Below are 19,282 nucleotides of genomic sequence, written 5' to 3'. Positions count from 1 at the left end.
CCGAGCAACGCTGAGAGAAGCCGAGTGAAGCCGAGTGAACGCGCCTCGCCGCCCGCCGCCGATCCGGTCCACCGGGACACGCCCCCGCCCACGGAGTGACACCTTGACCCCCCACGCCCTGGCGTCCGACGTCCGCAGCACCCTCGACGTGCCGCCGGACGGCCGCCCGCACCTCTACAGCCGCCGGGTCCGCATGAGCGACCTGGACTCCCTGAACCATGTGAACAACGTCCGGCTGCTGGAGATGATCCAGGACGCCCACATGGACCTGCTCTACCTCCAGCAGGGCCGGCCCGACCAGGAGGTGCGCCCCCGGGCCGTCTACTCCCGCCACGAACTCGACTACCTCGAGGCCCTCGTCCCCCAGCCCGAGCCGGTCGTCATCAGCACCACGTCCGGCCTGGTCCGCCGCGCCTCCTTCCGCCTGGTCAGCCGCATCACCCGCGGCGCCCGGGTGTACTGCACCTGCGTGAGCACCCTCGTCGCCTACGACCCCGCCGCCCGCTGCTCCCGCCGCCTCGACGAGGAGGAACTGACCCTGCTGGCCCGACACGCGGCACCCGACCCGGAGCTGTGACGAGAGACAGCGACGGGCTTACGGGCTCACGGGCTCACCCGGGCACCTGGTCACCTGGTCGGGAACCGTGCCCTGACCTCCCAGCCGTGTCCGGTCCGCGTCGGGCCGGCGTGCAGTTCGCCGCCGAGGGCGGTGACGCGTTCCGTGAGACCGACGAGGCCGAAGCCGCCGCCGTGCGCCTCGGCGGGCAGCTGCGTGCCGCCGCGGCCGTCGTCGCACACCGTCACCTCCAGCCGAACGCCGTCCTGGCGCAGCCCCACGGTGACCGTGTCGGCGTCGGCGGCATGCCGTCGTACGTTGGTCAGCGCCTCCTGTACGACACGGAAGGCGGCGGCCTGCACCTCGTGCGGGAGGTCGTCGGAGACGGCCGGGTCCCGGTCGAGGACGACCCGCTGGGCCGTGCTCGCGAAGTCGTCGGCGAGCTCGGCGACGGCGGCCAGGTCGCCGACGGGACGGCGGGCGCCCTCCGCGTTCGGGTCGCCGTCGGGGGCGCGCAGGACGCCGACCGTACGGCGCATGGACGCGAGGGCCTGCGTGGCGGCGCGCTCGATGCCCGCGAGGACCGGGTCGAGACCCGGGCCGTCCTGCGAGACCTGGCTCGGTGGCCGGTCCCGCCGCGAGGTCTCCATCATGCGGGCCATCTGTGTCTGCACGAGGATCCCGGTGACATGGTGGGCGACGAAGTCGTGCAGGTCGGCGGCGATGGCGAGGCGTTCCGCACGGCGCGTCTCGGCGACGGCCACGGTACGGCGGTAGTCCAGCGAGCGCAGATAGGCCGCGAGCCCGGCGACGAGCCCGACGAGGACCAGCCCGATCAGCGCGTAGGCCAGCCACTCCCCCGACCACAACGGCCGAAAGTACCGGGCCGGCGTCACCAGCAGCGCCCCCGCGTCCAGCGCCGCGCACACCACGGCCCAGCGCGGCGGACAGTGCCGTACGGCGATGAACAGCAGGCACAGCAGGACGGCGAGCTCGCCCGGGCCGAAGGGCGCGTGGCGATCGAACAGCACCGCCGTCGCCGTATAGAGCACGGAGAGAAGGCCGGGTACGGCGGTGCGCAGCTGCGGGGTGAGCCAGGCGGGGCGGCGCGCGGCCGGCCACAGCACGGCGGCCAGGCCGACCGCCAGGACGGCCATCGGACGCCAGACGCCGTGACCGCCGTCGCTCGCGACCATCAGGTCGACGACGGACATCGTGACCAGCGCGCCGACGACGGCCCCTCGTGCGCAACCCCGTAGCAAGCCGGATCTCATGCAGCTCACGGTAGGCGCAGCCGTCGCCGACGGGATCGGCCGAACGGTCGAGGCGTGAGGTGGACCAGTGTCCGCAAAACCCCTCAATCACCGTAGGTATCAAGCAATGATGCTCCGAAAGGCTGTTAACGACTGTTGTCGAGGAACGACTGTTGTCGAGGACGGGGAGTCAGCACGTGCGAATCAGGCGGACGAGGCCGATCAGGCGGAGCAGAGTGACGGCGGCGGTCCTTTTCACCACGCTGCTGGCGGCGGGGTGCGGGGGCGGGGGCGGCGATTCCGACGCGAAGGAGTCCGCGTCGACGTCCGGGTCGACGTCCGCGGCCGCGTCAGGTTCCGCCTCGGCGACGGAGTCGGACGCGCCGGCCGCCGCCCCGCTCGACGAGCCCCGGCTGAAGTCGGCCGCGGTGACGGGCGGCGATGTGGACGGCTTCCAGATCACCGAGTTCCCGGCGAAGCCCGACGGCGGCGGCACCGCCCGGCCCGCGGCCTGCCAGCCGCTGGAGAACATGCGCACCGCCTCCCCCGACCCGGGCCCCAAGGCGTTCGTCGGCCTCCTCGCCTACGCCGGCGCGGGCCCCTCGGCCGGCTCCGCGACCACCGTCGGCCTCATGGCGTACGACCAGTCCGCCGCCGCGGGCATCCTCGACGGCCTGCGCACCGCCCTGAAGACGTGCACCGCCTACGAGGGCGGCGTGCCCGCCCGCACCACCGCCGAGTCGGCCACCGCCCCCGACGCGGGCGACGACGCCGTCGCCTTCCGTCTGACGACGTCCGGCGACTCCTCGGACGCCTTCGTGGTCGTGCGCACCGGCGCCACGGTCGTCCTCTTCTACACCGCGAGCGGCACCGGCTCCGCGGCCGAGGTGCCCGAAGCCCTCGTCTCCGCCCAGATCAAGAAACTGGAACAGGCCGCCTGACGGGCCCGCCCCCGCTCACTCCCCCAACGCCCCCGGCAACTCCCCCCTCCGCCGTATCCCCAGCTTGCGATACGTGCTGGTCAGGTGGGTTTCCACGGTGCGGCGGGCCACGTGGAGGAGGTCGGCTATCTCCGTGTTCGTGCGGCCGTCGGCGGCCAGTTCGGCGATGCGGCGCTCGCTGTCGGTGAGGGCCGCCGAGCCGGTCAGGGCGAGCGCGGGGCGGCGGGCGCCTCCCGCGCGCAGGGCCTCCTCGGCGCGGGAGCGCAGGCGTACGGCGCCGAGGCGTTCGGCGTGTTCGGCGGACTCGCGGAGGCTGTCGCGGCCACGGGAGCGGTCGCCGGCGGTGGTGAGGAGACGGCCCCGGGTGAGCAGTGCGGCCGTCAGCTCGGTGGCGGCCGGGGAGGTGCGCAGGACGGTCACCGCCTCCTCCGCCAGAGTCAGACCGCGGCGGCCGCCCGTCGCCCGGGCCAGTACGCGCAGGGCCCGGCCGACCGTGCGCGGGGTGTTCCAGACGCGGGCCAGCCGGAGTTCGTCCTCGGCCAGGGTCAGGGCCTCCCGTGCGCCGCCCAGCTCGAGGCTGCACTCCGCGGCGGCCGTCCGCCACGGGGTGACCACCGGGCTGAGCACGTCACGGGCGGACTGGCGGCGGCCGCACTCCAGGAAGTCGTGGAGGGCGCCCGCCGGGTCTCCCTCGGCCCGGCGGAGACATCCCCGCGCGTAGAGGAAGCGGTTCAGCACCCAGGAGTCGCCCGACGCGCCGAGGTCGAAGGCGTCCGCCAGCCGCCGCGCCTCCTGGGTGCGGCCGGTCTCGACGAGGGCCAGCAGCGCGTGCGCGTCCAGGTTGGTCGGCCCGGAGTGCTGGGCGGGGGGCCGGTCCGCATGGGCGGCGAGGATCCGCCCGTACGCGCCCCGGGCGGCGGCGATGTCGAACGAGGTGTCCAGCAGGGCCTGTTCCATCGGATGCAGGAGGGCGGAGCGCTGACTGGCCAGGCCTCGTTCGACCAGCCGCTGCGCCTCGTCCAGCTCGTCGGCCCACTGGGCGACCACGGCGGCCGTGCCCAGCAGGAACGGCTCCGCCAGCGGGTCGGCGGGCTCGGACAGCAGGGCCCGCAGCCGTCGCATCGCCGCCTCGGCCGAACTGGCCCCGGCCGTCGCCGCGTAGCGCACGAGCAGGGCCTGGCCGGACGCGCCGACGAGCTCCGGGGAGCGGTCGGCGGTGTCGGTGAGCCAGCGGTAGGCCTCCTGACGGACCGTCTGGTCCTGGTCGGACAGCAGCGCGCACGCCGTCTGCACGGTGCGGGCCAGCTCGGGGTGGTCGGCCAGCCGCCCCTCCAGCCGGCGCAGGACCTCCACCGCCGCACGGACCTCGCCGCGGCCCGCGAGCGCGGTGCTCAGGGCGATGGCGGTACGGACCTGGTCACGGGGTTCGGCGGGCAGGTCCAGCGCCTCGGCGAGGCGGGGGATGCCGGCCGGGGCGTCGGCGAAGGCGTACTCCAGGGAGCCCAGTTCGGTCAGCAGCCGCTGGCGGAGGTCGTCGGGGAGGGGTTCGCGCAGCGCGCGGCGGAGGTGGCGGACGGCGTCGTCGGGGCGACCCGTGCGCACCGCGAGCGTGGCCGCGTCGCGCAGGACGCGCAGCGCCCAGGGCAGGCCGACGGGCCCGCTGCCCAGCAGTTGCCGGGCCACCGCCTCGACGCCGTCGCCGCGGCGCAGCATCGCCTCCGCGGCCGCCCGGTGCGCGTCCTGACGGCGGGCGCCGGGCCAGCCGGTCAGGACGGCGTCCCGTAGGAGGGGGTGGGCGTAACGGGGGCGGCCCGCGGAGTCCGGGCGCAGCAGGCCCAGCCGGGTCATCGCCGTCAGCCAGCCGGAGACCCGGGCGGGGTCGGCCCCGGAGGCGTCGGCGGTTGCCGAGGCGTCGGCGACGAGCGCGGCCAGGGCCTCGGGCGCGCCGGACTCGCCGAGCGCCCCGGACTCGCCGAGCGCCCCGGACTCGCCGGGCGCGCCCGTGCCCGCGCCTTCCAGCGCCGCCAGGGTGCGGGCGACCTCCGCTGTGGCCGGTCCCGCGTTGTCCAGCCACCAGGCGACGGCCGCCGGGTAGGACCCCGGGTACAGCGCGGCGCACGTCTGGGGGACGGCCGTCTGGGGCGGGGCGCCGCCGAGGTCGTCGAGGAGGGCGTGCAGGAGCAGGGGACTGCCCGCGCCGGCGTGCACACAGTCCGCCGTCCACCGGTCGGAGGCGGTGGGGAAGGCGGCACGGACCAGGTCCGCGGCCGCCTGGTCGGTGAGGGGGGAGAGGGTGTGGGTGCGGACCAGGGACGGGGACAACGCGTGGCTGAGGCCGGGGGGTTGGGGGTCGATGTCGTACTGGCTGCGCTCGGTGGCCACGAGCAGTACCGGTAATCGGTCGACCCGGCGGGCCGCCTCGACGAACCAGCGGCGCGAGGCGTCGTCGGCCAGGTCGACGTCGTCCACGGCCAGCAGCACCGGCCCCTCGGCGGCGTACGACCGCAGCAGTCGCCACAGTCGGGCCGCGCTGCCGCGGTCGTCCAGGCCAGGCGACACATCGGCGAACTCCGGTACGGGACCGAGGAGATGGAGGATCGCGGAGAACGGCACGGTGGTGTCCTCGGGGGAGCAGCGGGCGCGCAGCACGCGCAGGCCGAGGGTCGCCGCCCGGTCCGCCGCGGCTTCCAGCACGGCGGAGCGGCCGGTGCCCGTGGCCCCGCGCAGCAGGACGAGACGGCCGCTGCCGGCGCGGGCGCGCTCGGCCTCCGCCGCGAGCAGTGCGTGCGCGTCGTCGCGTTCCCGCAACGGACCGGTCATCGCTGCCTCCTGCTGTCAGGCACATCGGCTATGGAATCGGACAGGGAGAGGTCGTGGGGTGAGAGGTGGTGCGGTGAGAGGTGGTGCGGTGAGAGGTCGTGGGGTGAGAGGTCGTGGGGTGAGAGGTCGTGGGGTTCGGTGCGGGTTCGCGCGGGCGTTGTGGCGCGGCTCACCATCCCCCCACAATCGGCGACTACACCCACTCTGACCTGCACTGATGTACGTACACCACGGTGTGGGGGCGGCTGCTCTCGTGGTCCGCCTCGTGGTGCTCCACGATTGCGCGCGCCACAGGCGGCGCAGAAGTCTGGACCTGACCCACCCGTCACCGGTCCCCGCCGGACGGCGGGCCCGTGAACATGGGGGATACGGTTGCTCAGCTCACCCCGGACACCAGAGACCGGCGCCGCGCCCGCCCCGCGGCGGATACCCGTGGCCGTACAGGCCCCGGACCCGATCTCCCGCGAGGGCGCCGTCAGCCAGCTGCGCGGCCGCCCCGAGATCGAGGTCCGCGAGGAGTCCACCGGCCCCGGCACCGTGGCGCTGCTCATCGAGGACACCCTCGACGAGGCGGCGCTGGCCCGGCTGCGCCGGATCGTGCGCAGCGAGGGCACCCGGGCGGTGCTCGTCGTGGGCACGATCCGCGAGACGGAGCTGCTGGACGTCATCGAGTGCGGGGTCGGGGCCATCGTCTGGCGACGCGAGGCCACCGCGCACCGGCTGGTGCAGGCGGTGGTGGCCGCCGCGCGCGGCGACGGCGACCTGCCCTCCGACCTGCTCGGCCGGCTCATCAGCCAGGTGGGCACGTTGCACCGGGGCGCGGCGGGCCGGCCCGGCGCCCCCTCCCTGGGCCTCGCGGCACGGGAGGTGGACGTCCTGCGACTGGTCGCCGAGGGGCTCGACACGGGAGAGATCGCCAGCAAGCTGTCCTACTCCGAACGAACCGTCAAGAATGTGATGCACGGCCTCACGACGAGACTGCACCTGCGCAACCGGGCCCACGCCGTGGCATATGCCCTGAGGGAAGGCTACATCTGACCGAACGGGCAATCGAAAGGGCGCGCGTGGGCAGCGTGTCGTGCCCGGCGACCGGCCCCGGCGCGCCTGCGCCGCCGCCCCCGGTCGGGAGACGATCGAAAAACGTGCGGGAACATACGGGAACGTGCGCTGACGATCGGGAAAAGGCTGTCGACGCGGGGCGATTGAGGAGCACGACAGTGATCCACGAGGTGGACGAGGTCCTCAAGGGGCTGCTCGGCGGGGGCACGCTGACGGGTTCCGACATCGACGTCTCCTTCGAGGCCCCCACCCGTGACTGGGCGGCCCGGCGCAACGCCCCCGTGGTCAACGCCTATTTGTACGACATCCGGGAGGATGTGACCCGCCGTCAGCGCGGCCAGGTCGCGATCCGCGACGAGCGGGACATCGTCGTACGCCGTCGTCAACCGCCGCGCTGGTTCCGGCTGTCGTATCTGGTGACCGCCTGGACGCGGACCCCGCAGGACGAACACCGGCTGCTGTCCGCCGTGTTGTCCAACCTGCTGCCGCGCGAGCTGATCGCCGCCGAGGAACTTCCCGGATCTCTGGGCGAGTTGGGGCTCGCGGTGCCGGTGAACGTGGCCGGCACCCAGACCGAGTCCCGGTCCCTCGCCGAGATCTGGTCCGCGCTGGGCGGCGAGCTCAAGCCCTCCCTCGACCTGGTGGTGACGGCGCCCTTCCCGGCGTACCCCGAGTACGACGCCGGGCCGCCGGTCACCGAGGGCGCGGCGGTCCGCGTACGCGGGATGGACGGCGAGCCGCCCGAGGACGGCGAGCGCGCCCACCGCCCGCACCAGGTGGCCGCGGCCCGCGCCGCCCGGAAGAACCGCGGGTGACCGCCGACGACGAGCCGACCGGCGACCTGCTCGGCCGGAACCTGCTGGCTCGGCTGGCCGAACTCCGCGCCCGGGTCGCCGCCCTGGTGGACCACCGCACCGCCGACGACCCCACGGCCACCGACCCCCTGCGCGGCCTGTACCTCTCCGAGGAGGCGGTACGCCATCTGCTGAGCACCCCCGTCGCCCAGCACTCCTCCGCTGCCCCTTCACCTTCCCCATCACCGTCGCCTGCACCTTCACCGTCGCCTGCACCTTCACCTTCCTCTCCTCCCTCAGCCCAGCCCCCCGCCGACCGGCTGACCGCCCTCGCCGCCCGGCTGCGTCTCACCGAACTCGACACCGCGGTCCTGCTCATCGCGCTCGCGCCCGACCTCGACCGGACCTTCGAGCCGCTCTACGGCTATCTCAACGACGACGTGAGCAGGCGACGGGCGACGGTCGGGCTGGCGCTGGAGTTGTGCGGGGCGCCCGCACATCTCGCGTCGGCCCGCGCCCGGTTCCACTCCTCCGCGCCGTTGCGCGCGCTCGGGCTGCTGGAGGTCGAGGAGCCCGAACGGCCCTTCCTCTCCCGCTCGTTGCGCGTCCCCGACCGGCTGCTCGCCCACCTCCTCGGCGACGACACCCCGGACGCGGCCCTGCACGGACATCTGCACCCCCTCCCGCAGCCGCTGCCCGTCGACGACGAGACCTTCGTCCACCGGCTGGCGAAGCGGATGCTGCACGGCCCGCTCACCGCCTACCTCCGCGAACACCGCGAGGGCGACGGCCTCGCCGCGATCGCCGCCGCCCTGCACGCCACGGGCGTCGACGCCCTCCGCTTCACCGGCCCCGACGACCGCGTCCCCGACCTCCTGCGCGAGGCCCGCCTGGGCGGCCGGGCCGTCGTCCTGTCCGGGCTGCCGGAGCAACCGGCCGCGCTGGTCGGCGCGTTGACCGCCGCGACCGATGTGACCGTGCTCGTGACCGACCCGCGCCCCTACGACCCGCACTGGTGCGCCCGCGACCCGCTGGTCCTGGACGCGCCGCGCCGCCGGGCGGGCGGAACCGCCGCCTGGGCCACGGCACTGGACGCCCACCACGCAGGCGCCGCAGGCTTCGACCTGGCCGCCGCCGTGGCCCCCTACCGCCTCGGCGGCGAACGGGTGGTGCGCGCCACGGAGGCGGCCCAGGCGCTGGCCGCCTTCGAGGACGGGCCGCTCACCGCCGACCACATCCGTCTCGCCGCCCGCCAGCAGTCGGCGTCCGGGCTGGAGCGGCACGCCCGCCGGATCCGGCCCGACGTCGGCTGGGAGGACCTGGTCCTGCCCGAGAGGCCCCTCGCCCAGCTCCATGAACTCGCCCTGCGCGCCCGCCACCGCGACCGCGTCCTCGGCGACTGGCGACTGAGCGCGGGCGGCGGCCGGGGCCGGGGCGTGCTCGGACTGTTCGCGGGCGAGTCGGGGACGGGAAAGACCCTGTCCGCCGAGGTCGTCGCCGCCGAACTGGGCCTGGATCTCTATGTGGTTCAGCTGTCGTCGGTCGTCGACAAGTACGTCGGCGAGACCGAGAAGAACCTGGAGCGCATCTTCAGCGAGGCCGACCGCACCGACGCCGTGCTCCTCTTCGACGAGGCCGACGCCGTCTTCGGCAAGCGGTCGGAGGTGAAGGACGCGCACGACAAGTACGCCAACATGGAGAGCGCCTACCTGCTGCAACGCCTGGAGTCCTTCGACGGCATCGCGCTGCTCACCACCAACCTGCGCGCCAACATCGACGAGGCGTTCACCCGCCGGCTCGACCTGGTGGTCGACTTCCCGTTCCCTGATCCCGGCCAGCGCCTGGCCCTGTGGCGGCACGGGCTGTCCCACGTCCCGTGCGCCGACGGCGTCGACCCGGAGCCGCTGGCCCGGCAGTTCGAGCTGGCCGGCGGCTCGATCCGCAGCGCCGTCGTCACCGCCGCCTATCTGGCCGCCGGACGCGACGAGCCGGTCGGCGACGGCGACCTGCTGGAGGGGGCCCGCCGCGAGTACCGCAAGGCGGGCCGACTGGTCCCGGGCGAGGCCAACTGGTAGCCCCGGCACGGGCATCCGGTACGAGACTCACCCCTCCCGAACCACCTCTTCCGAGCTACCCCTTGCGCCACTTCTGGTTGGGGGTGCCCGAGCACGTCCACAGCTGGAGCTTCGCGTTGTTGCCGGTGCCGTTGTCCTTGACGTCCACGCACTTGTCGGCCTGCGGGTTGACCAGGTCGCCGTACTGGCTCAGCACCCACTGCTGGGCGGGGTTGCCACTGCAGTCGGCCAGCTGGATGACGGCGCCGTCGTCGCGCGAGCCCCAGGCGACGTCCATGCACAGGCCGAGCGAGCGCACGGTGCCGTCGCTGCGGAAGTCCCACTTCTGGTTGGCGGTGCCGGCGCAGTCGTAGATCTGGAGCGGGGTGCCGTCCTTGCCCTTGCCGTTCTGCGCGTCGGTGACGTCGACGCAGCGGTTGGAGGCCTGGCCGATGATCAGCTTGCCGGCCACCGGCTTCGCCGTGTTCGTGTCCGACGAACCGCCGGAACCGCTTCCACTCCCGCTGCCGCTGCCGCCGGAACTCCCGCTGCCGCCCGAGCTCGACGACGACCCGGAACCGCCCGAGCCGTTGTCCTGGGCCGGGGCGGAGGGGGTCTCGACGCCGGGCAGGGGGTCGGCGGAGGCGTCCGTCTTCGGCGCGGACGGCGCGGACGCGACCGGCGGGCTGGGCAACGCGGTGCTGCCCGCCTGCGCGAGGTCCTGGCCCGGTCTGGCCCCGGTGGTGACCGAGGGCTTGTACGCCAGCCAGATCATCACGAACGCGATCGCCAGCGCCACCGAGACGCTCAGCACCGTCGCCAGCCAGCGCGGCAGGAACCCGCGCTGCACGAACGTACCGTCCACCGACAACGGCGCCGCGCCCGAGCGCTGCACGTTCAGCGCGTACGGCCGCTGCTCCTTCGACCCGAACCAGATGATCTGGCGCGGCCGCAGCGTCGTGTCGACGAACACCGCACGCCCCGGCTCGATCTGGACGTTGCCCGGGCGGAACTCGTAGCCCAGGTTGTCGCCCATGTCGCTGCCGGTGACGGAAGCGGTGACGCGCGTGTTCCCGAGGTTGTCGACGGCGAGCCGGGGGCGACCCCGGAAACGCCCCTTCACCGTCGGCGGCACCAGCTCCGCGCGCAGCTCCGTGAACGGGGTCACCGTCAGATTGCCCTCGGGGACGGTCACCGCGTCCGGATGCTCGGTCGGGGTGACGCGCACGGCGTACGGGTTCGGGCCCGCCACCGCGTCCGGGGTGCGGGGCGGGGCGAAGGTCAGCTCCACCGTGCCCGTCGTACCCGGGAAGAGCCGCAGCGACGGCGGCTCCACCGTCGTCCAGGGAGCGATGGAACCCACCGGCTCGAAACGGTACTCGTCGACGACGTCACCGGTGTTGCGCACCCGCAGGCGCACGGTCGTCACTCCACCGGGATCGACGGTCGCGGCCGCCGGTTCGAGAGAAGTCCACAGAGTCACCCGGCAAACCCTTTCGACGTTTTTCCACAGACCGACGGCTTCATACGGTGAGCCGGACGGCTTCCAGCTGGAGCTTCTGTTCCATCGGGCTGCCCGCGTACACCCACTCGGTCGGCTTGGTGCAGCCCATCGCCAGCCACCCCGTGTTCTTGATGTGCGTGCTCTGGCAGACGGAGCCGTCGTTCACCCCGATCGTGAACCCCTCCATCGGCGAGAGCGCCTCCTTGGTGCTGCCGATGTACATGTCGACGCCGTCGGCCGCATGCGACCAGTCCCCTCCCGTGGGCCAGCCCTCGACCACGTGCGCGCCGTTGCCGTTGACGCCCTTCGTGCCGGACGTCGCGATGTTGAGCGCCTTGATGGGGATGCCCTTCCCGGTCGTGCCCGCGATCGCGCCGTCGCACACCGGGTCCTGCCAGCCCTGGTCCGCGACATAGGCGCGGTAGCAGATGTGGCGGCCGTCGCTCTGCGCGGCCACCTTCATCACCGCGTCGGCGGCCGTCTCCTCCTCGGGCGCCGCGGGCTCCTTCGACGTGGTGTCGCCGCCGCCCCCACCGCCGCTGTTCTTGTCGCTCCCGGCCGAGTCGTCGTCCTTGCTGGTGTCCTCGGGGACCACCGGGGCCGCCGGCTCCTCGCCCGCGGCCGGCGGGGCCGAGGACGAGGCGACGGGCGCGGAGGGGCTGGGCAGCGCGGTGCTGCCGGCCTCCGCGAGGTTCTCGCCCGGCCTGGCACCACTGGTGACCTGCGGCTTGTACGCCAGCCAGATCATCACGAACGCGATCGCCAGCGCCACCGAGACGCTCAGCACCGTCGCCAGCCAGCGCGGCAGGAACCCGCGCTGCACGAACGTGCCGTTCACCTCCAGCGGCTGCGCCCCCGACCGGCGCACCGCCAGACTGTACGGCTGCTCCTCCTTCGACCCGAACCAGATGATCTGGCGCGGCCGCAGCGTCGTGTCCACGAACACGGCGCGGCCCGGCTCGATCTGCACATTGGACGGCTGGAGGTCGTACGACAGCCGGTCGCCGTTGTCGCTGCCGCTCAGCGAGGCGGTCAGCCGGGTGTTTCCGATGTTGTCGACGGCGAGCCGGGGCCGGCCCCGGAAACGCCCCTTCACCGTCGGCGGCACCAACTCGGCGCGCAGCTCCGTGAACGGGGTCACCGTCAGGTTCCCCTCGGGGACGGTCACCGCGTCGGGGTGCTCGGTCGGGGTGATGCGTACGGCGTAGGCGTTGGGGCCCGCCGTCGCGTCCGGGGTGCGGGGCGGGGCGAAGGTCAGCTCCACCGTGCCCGTCGTACCCGGGAAGAGCCGCAGCGACGGCGGCTCGATCGTCGTCCAGGGGGCGATGGGGCCCACCGGCTCGAAGCGGTACTCGTCGACGACGTCACCGGTGTTGCGCACCCGCAGGCGCACGGTCGCCCGGCTGCCGGGGTCGACGGTGGCGGAGGCGGGTTCGAGGGAGGTCCACAGGCTCACGCGCCGACGTTACGGGGCGAGTCGGCATGAGGTGAGAGGCTGCGGGGCACACCCGTTGCACGAAGGTGCCGTCGCACCCTGCCCCGGCCGTCGCCCGACCGGGGGCGACGCACCCCCGGCGCACCCCCGACTCTCCCCCGGCCTGCCCCTGTGGGCACAAAGGATGCCCCCGGATGTGCACCCCGGGCCGTTTCGACCGACGCGCTTCGCGCGTGACGGTGAGAGACGTCCTGACGCGTACCCCGAGGAGAGCACAGCATGCCGTCCTACCTGTCGCCCGGCGTATACGTCGAGGAGGTGGCCAGCGGCTCCCGCCCGATCGAGGGAGTGGGCACCTCGGTGGCGGCCTTCGTCGGGCTCGCCCCGAGCGGGCCGCTGAACGAGCCGACCCTGGTGACCAACTGGACGCAGTACGTGGCGTCGTTCGGTGACTTCACCGACGGCTACTACCTCGCGCCCTCGGTCTACGGCTTCTTCAACAACGGGGGCTCGGCCGCCTACGTCGTCCGGGTCGGCGGATCGCCCGCGGGCGTCGCCGGGGAGACCAGGTCCCCCGCCGCGCTGAGCGGTTCGTCCGCCCAGGGCGGCCCGGCCGCGCTGGCGTCCGGCGAGCCCAAGCAGCTCGGCACGTTCAGCGTCACGGCCATCGCGCCGGGCGCGAGCGGCGGCCCGCTGAGCGTGGAGGTGGCCGACGCTGAGGGCGAGGGCCCCGCCGAGCGGTTCAAGCTGGTCGTCAAGGACGGCGACAAGGCCCTCGAGACGTTCGACGTGACCGCGAAGAAGGGCGGCCGCAACTACGTCGTCACGCAGGTCAAGGAGCGCTCCAAGCTCATCACCGTGACCGAGGCCGTGCCGTCGGCGCAGCTGGCCCGCCCCGAGAACCAGACGGTGGCGCTGCCCGCGCCGACCGGCGCCCCCGCCGTGCCGGCGGACGACGCGGCCGGCTCCGTCGTGTCCGTCGGTCCGGCGCAGTACCTCGGCGACAGCGCGGACCGCACCGGCTTCGGCGGCCTGGAGGCCGTCGACGAGGTGTCCATGGTCGCGGTGCCCGACCTGATGGCCGCCTACCAGCGCGGCGCGATCGACCTGGAGGCCGTCAAGGCCGTCCAGCTGGGCCTGATCGCGCACTGCGAGCTGATGGGCGACCGGGTCGCCGTCATCGACCCGCCGCCCAGCCTGAACGCCCGTCAGATCCGCGTCTGGCGGCAGGAGACGGCCGGCTACGACTCCAAGTACGCGGCCCTGTACTACCCGTGGATCAAGGCCTTCGACCCGTCCGCGGGCCAGTCCCGGCTGATCCCGCCGAGCGGTCACGTGGCCGGCGTCTGGGCCCGCAACGACGCCGAGCGCGGTGTGCACAAGGCCCCGGCGAACGAGGTCGTACGCGGCGCCGTGGACCTGGAGATGCAGATCACCCGCGGCGAGCAGGACCTGCTCAACCCGATCGGCGTGAACTGCATCCGGGCGTTCCCGGGCCGCGGCATCCGCGTCTGGGGAGCCCGCACCCTCTCCTCGGACCCGGCCTGGCGCTACCTCAACGTCCGCCGGTACTTCAACTACCTGGAGGAGTCGATCCTGATCGGCACCCAGTGGGTGGTGTTCGAGCCGAACGACCACGCCCTGTGGGCCCGCATCCGGCGCAACGTCTCCGCGTTCCTGGTCAACGAGTGGCGCGCCGGCGCCCTCTTCGGCGCCCGGCCCGAGGAGGCCTTCTACGTCAAGTGCGACGAGGAGACCAACCCGCCGGAGTCGGTCGACGTCGGCCGGGTCGTGTGCGAGATCGGCATCGCGCCGGTCAAGCCCGCCGAGTTCGTGATCTTCCGGCTGGCCCAGTTCCAGAGCGGGAGCGGGGAGCTGGAGGAGTAACTCGACTCCGTCCGTCAGTCCTCCCTCCCTCACCTCACTTAGAAGGAAAGCAAGATGAGTCTCCAGCCGGGTGACGCCCTTACTTCACACAATTTCGGCCTGCAGATCGACGGTGTGATGGTCGAGTACCTCGCCGAGGTCAGCGGCCTCAGCCTCGAACAGGACGTCATCGAGTACCAGCAGGTCTCCGCGCAGGGCAAGCCCGTCACCAAGAAGCTGCCGGGCGTGAAGAAGGCCGGCACCTGCACGGTCGTACGCGGTATGACCCAGTCCGCCGCGTTCAACCAGTGGATCACCGAGTCGATCAACGGCGTGATGGGCACCGCCCGCAAGAACGCCACGATCATGGTGATGGACTACCAGAACAACCCGGTCAAGCGGTACAACATGCGCAACGCCTGGTGCAGCAAGATCGACACCAGCTCGGTGAAGGCCGGCGAGGCCTCCGCGCTGACCGAGACCGTGACGATCACGTTCGAAGAACTGGTCATCGAGTAATGCGTCGTACGGCTCTGCGGGCGCCGTTGGGCGGGGAGCAGGCGCAGTCCCAGGAGAACGCGCCGCTCCTGCCCACGGCGCCCGCGCCCGCACCCGCTGCCGCACCCGCGCCGGTGCAGCAGCGGCTGCAGACGGAGTTCCCCTTCGAGCTGCCGCGCGGCTACGTCGACGAGGCGGGCACGGTCCACCGCGACGGCGTGATGCGGCTGGCGACGGCCCGGGACGAACTCGTCCCGCTGCGGGACATCCGCGTCCAGGAGAACCCCGCGTATCTGTCGGTGGTCCTGCTGGGCCGGGTCATCACCCGGCTGGGCACGCTCCCCCTGGTCCACGACGGCATCGTGGAGAACATGTTCGCCTCCGATCTGGCGTTCCTCCAGGACTTCTACCGCCAGGTCAACGCCGAGGGCCACACCCGCGCCACGGTGGAGTGCCCGCACTGCGCGGAGCCCTTCGAGGTGGAACTGGGCGGGAGCCGCCTGGGGGAATCGTGACGTACGCGACCGACCGGCTGCAGGAGGAGATCGCGTACGTCGCCTACCACTTCCACTGGTCCCAGGACGACATCCTCGACCTGGAACACCACGACCGCCGCCGCTACGCGGACCACATCGCGTCCCTGGTGACCCGGGGCGGGGCGGAGGCCTGAGAAGTGGCGGACGCGGACGAGAGAGGGAGCGGCACGGGGAGCAGGAGCGAGGGGGGAGGAGGCGCCATGGGGTTCCTGGAGCGGCTGCGGGGCGGACGACGGGGTTCGGACTCGCCGCGTGCGGAAGCGGGTTCGGGAGCGGGTTCCGGTACGTCGACCGGCGCGGCCTCGGGTACGAGTACGGGTGTGGGTACGGGTACGGGGGTCGCTCACGGCGGCGAGCCCGCGCGTCCGGTGGCGCCCGCCGCGTGGCCCGGGATGCCCCCCATCCAGCGGGCGGTGGCCGCGACCGCGGCGGCGGGGGTCGCCGACGCCGGGTTCGGCGGTCGACTGGCCACCTGGCAGAACCCGTCCTTCATCACCAGCCGGCGCTCCCACACGGTCCTGGACGCGGCCTCGGGCGGCGGCCTGACGAGCAACTTCCCGCCCGCACAGCCGAGTTCGACTTCGCCTTCGCCTTCGACTTCGCCCCTGCCGGGCCGTCCCGTCCCGCAGTCGGCGGCCACTCCACCACGAGCGGCGCTGCCAGGACTGCCAGGGCTGCCTGGAATGCCTGGAATGCCCACGGCGCCTTCGGCACCTTCGGCACCCATGGTGCAGCGAGCCCCCGCTCCCCTGACCTCGTCGTCGGCCGCCGGTCCGTCGCGATCGACGGCGTCTGCGGTGCCCGTAGTACCCGTAGTACCGCCCGTGCAACGAGCCGCCGCTCCCCGCACCACACCCGTCACCTCACCGGCGCCCGCGAGCCCGCGATCAGCCGCTCCCGCCGCCTCGCCCGGGGCCATGCCGGCCCGCCAGGCCCAGCCGTTCGCCGCCGCCTCCGCGCCGGTGCGCGGCATCCGGGTGTCTCCGGCACCGGCACGTCCGACGACCGCGCCGCCCACCCCCCTGACCCGGTCGACTCCGGCGACGCTGCAACGACGCCTGCCCGCCCGTCTCCCTGCCGCGCCCACCGCCCCCACCGGATCCGCTCCGGCCACGGCCCGCGCCAAGAACACCGACGGCAGCACCCCGCCGACCGCCAAGGAGCCCGCGCCGGCGGCTCCCCCGGCTCCCCCGGCTACCCCGATTCCCTCGACGACGGCGGCGACGACGGCAGTTACGGCTACGGCTACGGCTACGGGGGTACCCGCCCCACCCGTCCAACGGTCCGCATACGAGCAGGACAGCCCCGGTGGTACGACGCCCCCGGCCACGCCTGCACTCCCCGCACCGCCGGTGACCGAACGCCGGGTGCAACGAGCCATGCCCCAACGGCAGTCGGCCACGCCGAACGAACCCCGTACGGCATCCCGCGCGTCCACGCCCACGCCCACGAAGCCGACGGCGACGGCGACGGCGACGGCGAAGCCCGCGAACACCACGCAGGCCCCGGCGACCCCGCAGACCCCGGCCGCTCCGGCGAACCCGGCCCCCGCGACGGCCCCCGTCCAGCCTGTCCAGCGAGCCGTTCCCCCGCGCAGGCAGGACGGCACTCCCGCCACTCCGGCGACGCCCGCGAACCCGACGGCTACGAGCATCACGCCGACCTCAACGGCTGCGCAGACCCCGGCCACTCCGCAGGCTCCCGCCGCTCCGGCGAACCCGGCCCCCGCCCGGTCCGTCCAGCGAGCCGTCTCCCCGCGCAGGCGGGACCCCGCCCCCGCCGCTCCGGCAGCCCCCGCGCCCACGAATCCGGGCCCGACGGTCACCGCGCCCCCGGCCGTACAGCGGGCCACGAGCACCCCGGCCGGCACTGCCGCCCCGACGGCCCGACCCTCCGCGCCCACGAACGCAACGCCTAGGCCTACGCCGACCCCGACGCCTACGCCGACCACAGCGCCCCCCGTCCAACGGGCCGCGCCCCAACGGCAGGACGCCCCCGCGGCTCCCGCCGCCCGGACGGCCCCCGCTGCAAAGCCGACGGCCGCCGAACCCGCCGTACAGCGGGCCGTGCCCAACGCCCCAACGGCCGCCGTGCCCCCGGTCGTCCAACGGGCCGTGCCACACAGTCAGTTCACCCACACCCCCAGCGCCCCCACGCCGGTCCGCCCGACGCCGACGTCGGCCCCGACGGCAGCGAGCACTCCGCCGCCGCGCTCCGAGACCTCCGCCGGTCTGCCGAACCAGGCCCCTGCACCGGCCGGTTCAGCCCCTTCCAGCACCCCGGGCGCACCAGTCGTACAGACCGCGTCGGGCCCCTCGGCACCCTCCGCCGGCGAAGCCAACCCGACGGGCACCGGCCCCGGCATCCAAAGCGCCGCCGCCCGCAGCACCGCCCCCTCCCCCGCAGCACCCCGCTCCACGCCGACCAGCGACCCTTCGCCGGTCCCGGCCGTTGCGAGCACCCCCCGCTCCACGCCGGTCACGCCGGTCACGCCACCCTCACCGCGCCGCTCAGGCCTGGGCGCCCCCCTCCCCCGTACACCCGCCGCCCCCACCCCGTCGGCCGCGCGACTCCCCGTCCAGCGCACCGCAAAGACCTCTGCGCCCGCCACCGCCGACACCCCCGTGGTACCCGCACGCCCCCAGTTGGGCGCCCCCCTCTCCACCCGCCCCCTGAGCACCACACCGCTCACCCCTCCGGCGACCGCACCGCACCGCACCTCCACCTCACCGGCACCGGCACCCGCGCCCGCGCCCTCGTCGGCAGTCGCCCCCGCCGTCACCCCCGCACAGAGCAGCCCGCTCTCCTCAACCACCCCCACCACAACCGGGGTTCACCCGCTCGTCGGCACCCCCCTCCAGCGAGCCACGCACCCGGCCCCCTTCCTGCTCCAGTCCTCGCCGCAACCGGCGCCCCAGCCGACGCCCCACCACCCCGCACCCAGCCCGTCCCCTCGGCCCACCGCGCCGGCCACCGCCCCCGCGCCCGTGCAGCGCCGCCCGGTCAGGGCAGCCGCCGTACCCCTGCGTCGTACCGCCCCTGGTACGCACGCCGTCCCCGTGGTGCACCCGCGCCCCCCGGCCACCCCGCTGCACGCGCCCGCACCTGTCACGCCCGCCGCCCCCGCCACAGTCGTCACGCCCCTCCCGGCGCCACGCCCCCCGGCGCTCCCCGCACCCCTCCCCACCGCCGCCCCCGCCGTCCAGCGCGCCGCCACCCCACCGCCCCCACCGCCCCCACCGCCTCCGCCGAAGGCGCCCGCACCCAAGTCATCCGCGTCCGCGCCCACCCCCGCGGCCGGCGCGAGCGTGCCGGCGCCCGGCTTCGACCCCCGTGCTCTCACCGACTTCCAGCTCGACGAGTTGACCCACCGTCTGACCGGACGCATCACCCGCCTCCTGCGCACCGAACTCCGTCTGGACCGCGAGCGCATCGGCAGACTCCGCGACCCCCGTCACTGACCGGGCCGAAACGCCGAAACCCAGCCCCCGCACCGTTCCCAGAAAGGCCAGGCCCCTCGATGTCCCGCGATCTCGACCCGGGCTCCACCATCTTCTTCACCCTGACCATCGACGGCGAGAGCCTCGGTTACTTCAACGGGTGCGAGGGACTGTCGTCGCAGGTGGAGATCGAGCACCGGCACGAGGGCGGCAACAACGGCTTCGTCTGGCAGCTCCCCTCCCGCGTGACGTTCTCCACGATCCGGCTGACCCGCCCCCTCACCCCGGACACCGCCAAGGTCGCCAAGTGGATCTCCTCGGTGACCACCGGCGTGACCCGCCCCACCGCCCAGATCGCGGCGCTGCGGGCGGACGGGTCCGAGGTCGCCCGGTGGGGCCTCATCGACGTGCTGCCGGTCAGCTGGCAGGGGCCCTCCCTCAGCCCGGACAGTCCGGGCGTCGCCACGGAGGTCCTGGAGATCACCCACCACGGGTTCACGGACTAGGCCGGGAGAGGCAGAGACAC

The 19,282-nt window shown here is 74.0% G+C and carries 17 protein-coding genes; 11 read left to right on the top strand and 6 right to left on the bottom strand.

Going from position 1 to position 19,282, the window contains the following annotated elements; all coding sequences use genetic code 11:
* Window positions 1–103 precede the first annotated feature (103 nt).
* Window positions 104–577 carry a thioesterase family protein gene (locus OG562_RS22125; RefSeq protein WP_266400403.1) on the top strand — a complete coding sequence of 158 codons (474 nt, stop codon included), beginning with the start codon at window positions 104–106 and terminating at the stop codon, window positions 575–577.
* A 50-nt stretch (window positions 578–627) separates the two neighbouring features.
* On the opposite strand, the gene OG562_RS22120 is transcribed toward OG562_RS22125, so the two are convergent.
* Window positions 628–1,830 (bottom strand): sensor histidine kinase, encoded by a 1,203-nt coding sequence (locus OG562_RS22120; protein WP_266400402.1) that lies wholly within the window; start codon window positions 1,828–1,830, stop codon window positions 628–630.
* Between the two features lie 215 nt (window positions 1,831–2,045).
* Here OG562_RS22120 and OG562_RS22115 point away from each other — a divergent pair, with 215 nt between their 5' ends.
* Window positions 2,046–2,750, top strand: a complete 705-nt coding sequence (locus tag OG562_RS22115; RefSeq protein ID WP_266400400.1) for a hypothetical protein — start codon at window positions 2,046–2,048, stop codon at window positions 2,748–2,750.
* 15 nt (window positions 2,751–2,765) lie between these two features.
* Here the strand turns inward: OG562_RS22115 and OG562_RS22110 are convergent, their stop codons facing one another.
* Entirely contained in the window at window positions 2,766–5,570 is a 2,805-nt protein-coding gene (locus OG562_RS22110) for a LuxR family transcriptional regulator (RefSeq protein WP_266400398.1), read from the bottom strand.
* 372 nt (window positions 5,571–5,942) lie between these two features.
* On the opposite strand from OG562_RS22110, the gene OG562_RS22105 reads away from it, so the two are divergent.
* From OG562_RS22105 to OG562_RS22095, 3 genes are all read left to right on the top strand, one after another.
* Window positions 5,943–6,608, top strand: coding sequence for a response regulator transcription factor (locus tag OG562_RS22105; protein WP_266400396.1), 666 nt, complete (start codon window positions 5,943–5,945; stop codon window positions 6,606–6,608).
* A gap of 179 nt (window positions 6,609–6,787) precedes the next feature.
* Window positions 6,788–7,444 carry a DUF4255 domain-containing protein gene (locus OG562_RS22100; protein ID WP_266400394.1) on the top strand — a complete coding sequence of 219 codons (657 nt, stop codon included), beginning with the start codon at window positions 6,788–6,790 and terminating at the stop codon, window positions 7,442–7,444.
* Complete coding sequence (locus tag OG562_RS22095; RefSeq protein WP_266400393.1) at window positions 7,441–9,498, top strand: ATP-binding protein; 2,058 nt, start codon at window positions 7,441–7,443, stop codon at window positions 9,496–9,498. The genes OG562_RS22100 and OG562_RS22095 overlap by 4 nt, the downstream gene beginning before the upstream one ends.
* A 55-nt stretch (window positions 9,499–9,553) precedes the next feature.
* On the opposite strand, the gene OG562_RS22090 is transcribed toward OG562_RS22095, so the two are convergent.
* Window positions 9,554–10,960 (bottom strand): ricin-type beta-trefoil lectin domain protein, encoded by a 1,407-nt coding sequence (locus OG562_RS22090; RefSeq protein WP_266400390.1) that lies wholly within the window; start codon window positions 10,958–10,960, stop codon window positions 9,554–9,556.
* Window positions 10,961–11,000: 40 nt separating this feature from the next.
* Window positions 11,001–12,437: a hydrolase gene (locus OG562_RS22085; protein WP_266400387.1), complete on the bottom strand. Its 1,437-nt coding sequence runs from the start codon at window positions 12,435–12,437 to the stop codon at window positions 11,001–11,003.
* 258 nt (window positions 12,438–12,695) lie between these two features.
* Between OG562_RS22085 and OG562_RS22080 the strand changes: the two genes are divergently transcribed.
* Genes OG562_RS22080 through OG562_RS22065 form a run of 4 tightly spaced genes read left to right on the top strand, consistent with a single transcriptional unit; the run spans window position 12,696 to window position 15,450 of the window.
* Window positions 12,696–14,303 (top strand): phage tail sheath subtilisin-like domain-containing protein, encoded by a 1,608-nt coding sequence (locus OG562_RS22080; RefSeq protein ID WP_266400384.1) that lies wholly within the window; start codon window positions 12,696–12,698, stop codon window positions 14,301–14,303.
* Between the two features lie 54 nt (window positions 14,304–14,357).
* Window positions 14,358–14,801, top strand: a complete 444-nt coding sequence (locus tag OG562_RS22075) for a phage tail protein (RefSeq protein ID WP_020132887.1) — start codon at window positions 14,358–14,360, stop codon at window positions 14,799–14,801.
* Entirely contained in the window at window positions 14,801–15,295 is a 495-nt protein-coding gene (locus tag OG562_RS22070; protein WP_266400376.1) for a hypothetical protein, read from the top strand. Before OG562_RS22075 ends, OG562_RS22070 begins: the two co-directional genes overlap by 1 nt.
* Window positions 15,292–15,450, top strand: a complete 159-nt coding sequence (locus OG562_RS22065) for a DUF6760 family protein (protein ID WP_266400373.1) — start codon at window positions 15,292–15,294, stop codon at window positions 15,448–15,450. Before OG562_RS22070 ends, OG562_RS22065 begins: the two co-directional genes overlap by 4 nt.
* Window positions 15,451–15,659: 209 nt before the next feature.
* Here the strand turns inward: OG562_RS22065 and OG562_RS22060 are convergent, their stop codons facing one another.
* Both OG562_RS22060 and OG562_RS22055 read right to left on the bottom strand, forming a co-directional pair.
* The gene (locus OG562_RS22060) at window positions 15,660–17,219 is read right to left on the bottom strand and encodes a hypothetical protein (protein WP_266400371.1); all 1,560 of its coding nucleotides are present in this window, start codon (window positions 17,217–17,219) and stop codon (window positions 15,660–15,662) included.
* Window positions 17,220–17,441: 222 nt separating this feature from the next.
* Complete coding sequence (locus OG562_RS22055) at window positions 17,442–17,807, bottom strand: hypothetical protein (protein WP_266400369.1); 366 nt, start codon at window positions 17,805–17,807, stop codon at window positions 17,442–17,444.
* Between the two features lie 133 nt (window positions 17,808–17,940).
* Between OG562_RS22055 and OG562_RS22050 the strand changes: the two genes are divergently transcribed.
* Entirely contained in the window at window positions 17,941–18,777 is an 837-nt protein-coding gene (locus tag OG562_RS22050; protein ID WP_266400368.1) for an extensin, read from the top strand.
* Between the two features lie 59 nt (window positions 18,778–18,836).
* Complete coding sequence (locus OG562_RS22045) at window positions 18,837–19,262, top strand: phage tail protein (RefSeq protein WP_266400366.1); 426 nt, start codon at window positions 18,837–18,839, stop codon at window positions 19,260–19,262.
* Window positions 19,263–19,282: the final 20 nt, after the last annotated feature.

It is taken from the genome of Streptomyces sp. NBC_01275, from assembly GCF_026340655.1.
GTDB lineage: Bacteria > Actinomycetota > Actinomycetes > Streptomycetales > Streptomycetaceae > Streptomyces.
The sequence above is the reverse complement of the archived record's forward strand: the minus strand, read 5'-3'. Positions and strand labels throughout refer to the sequence as shown.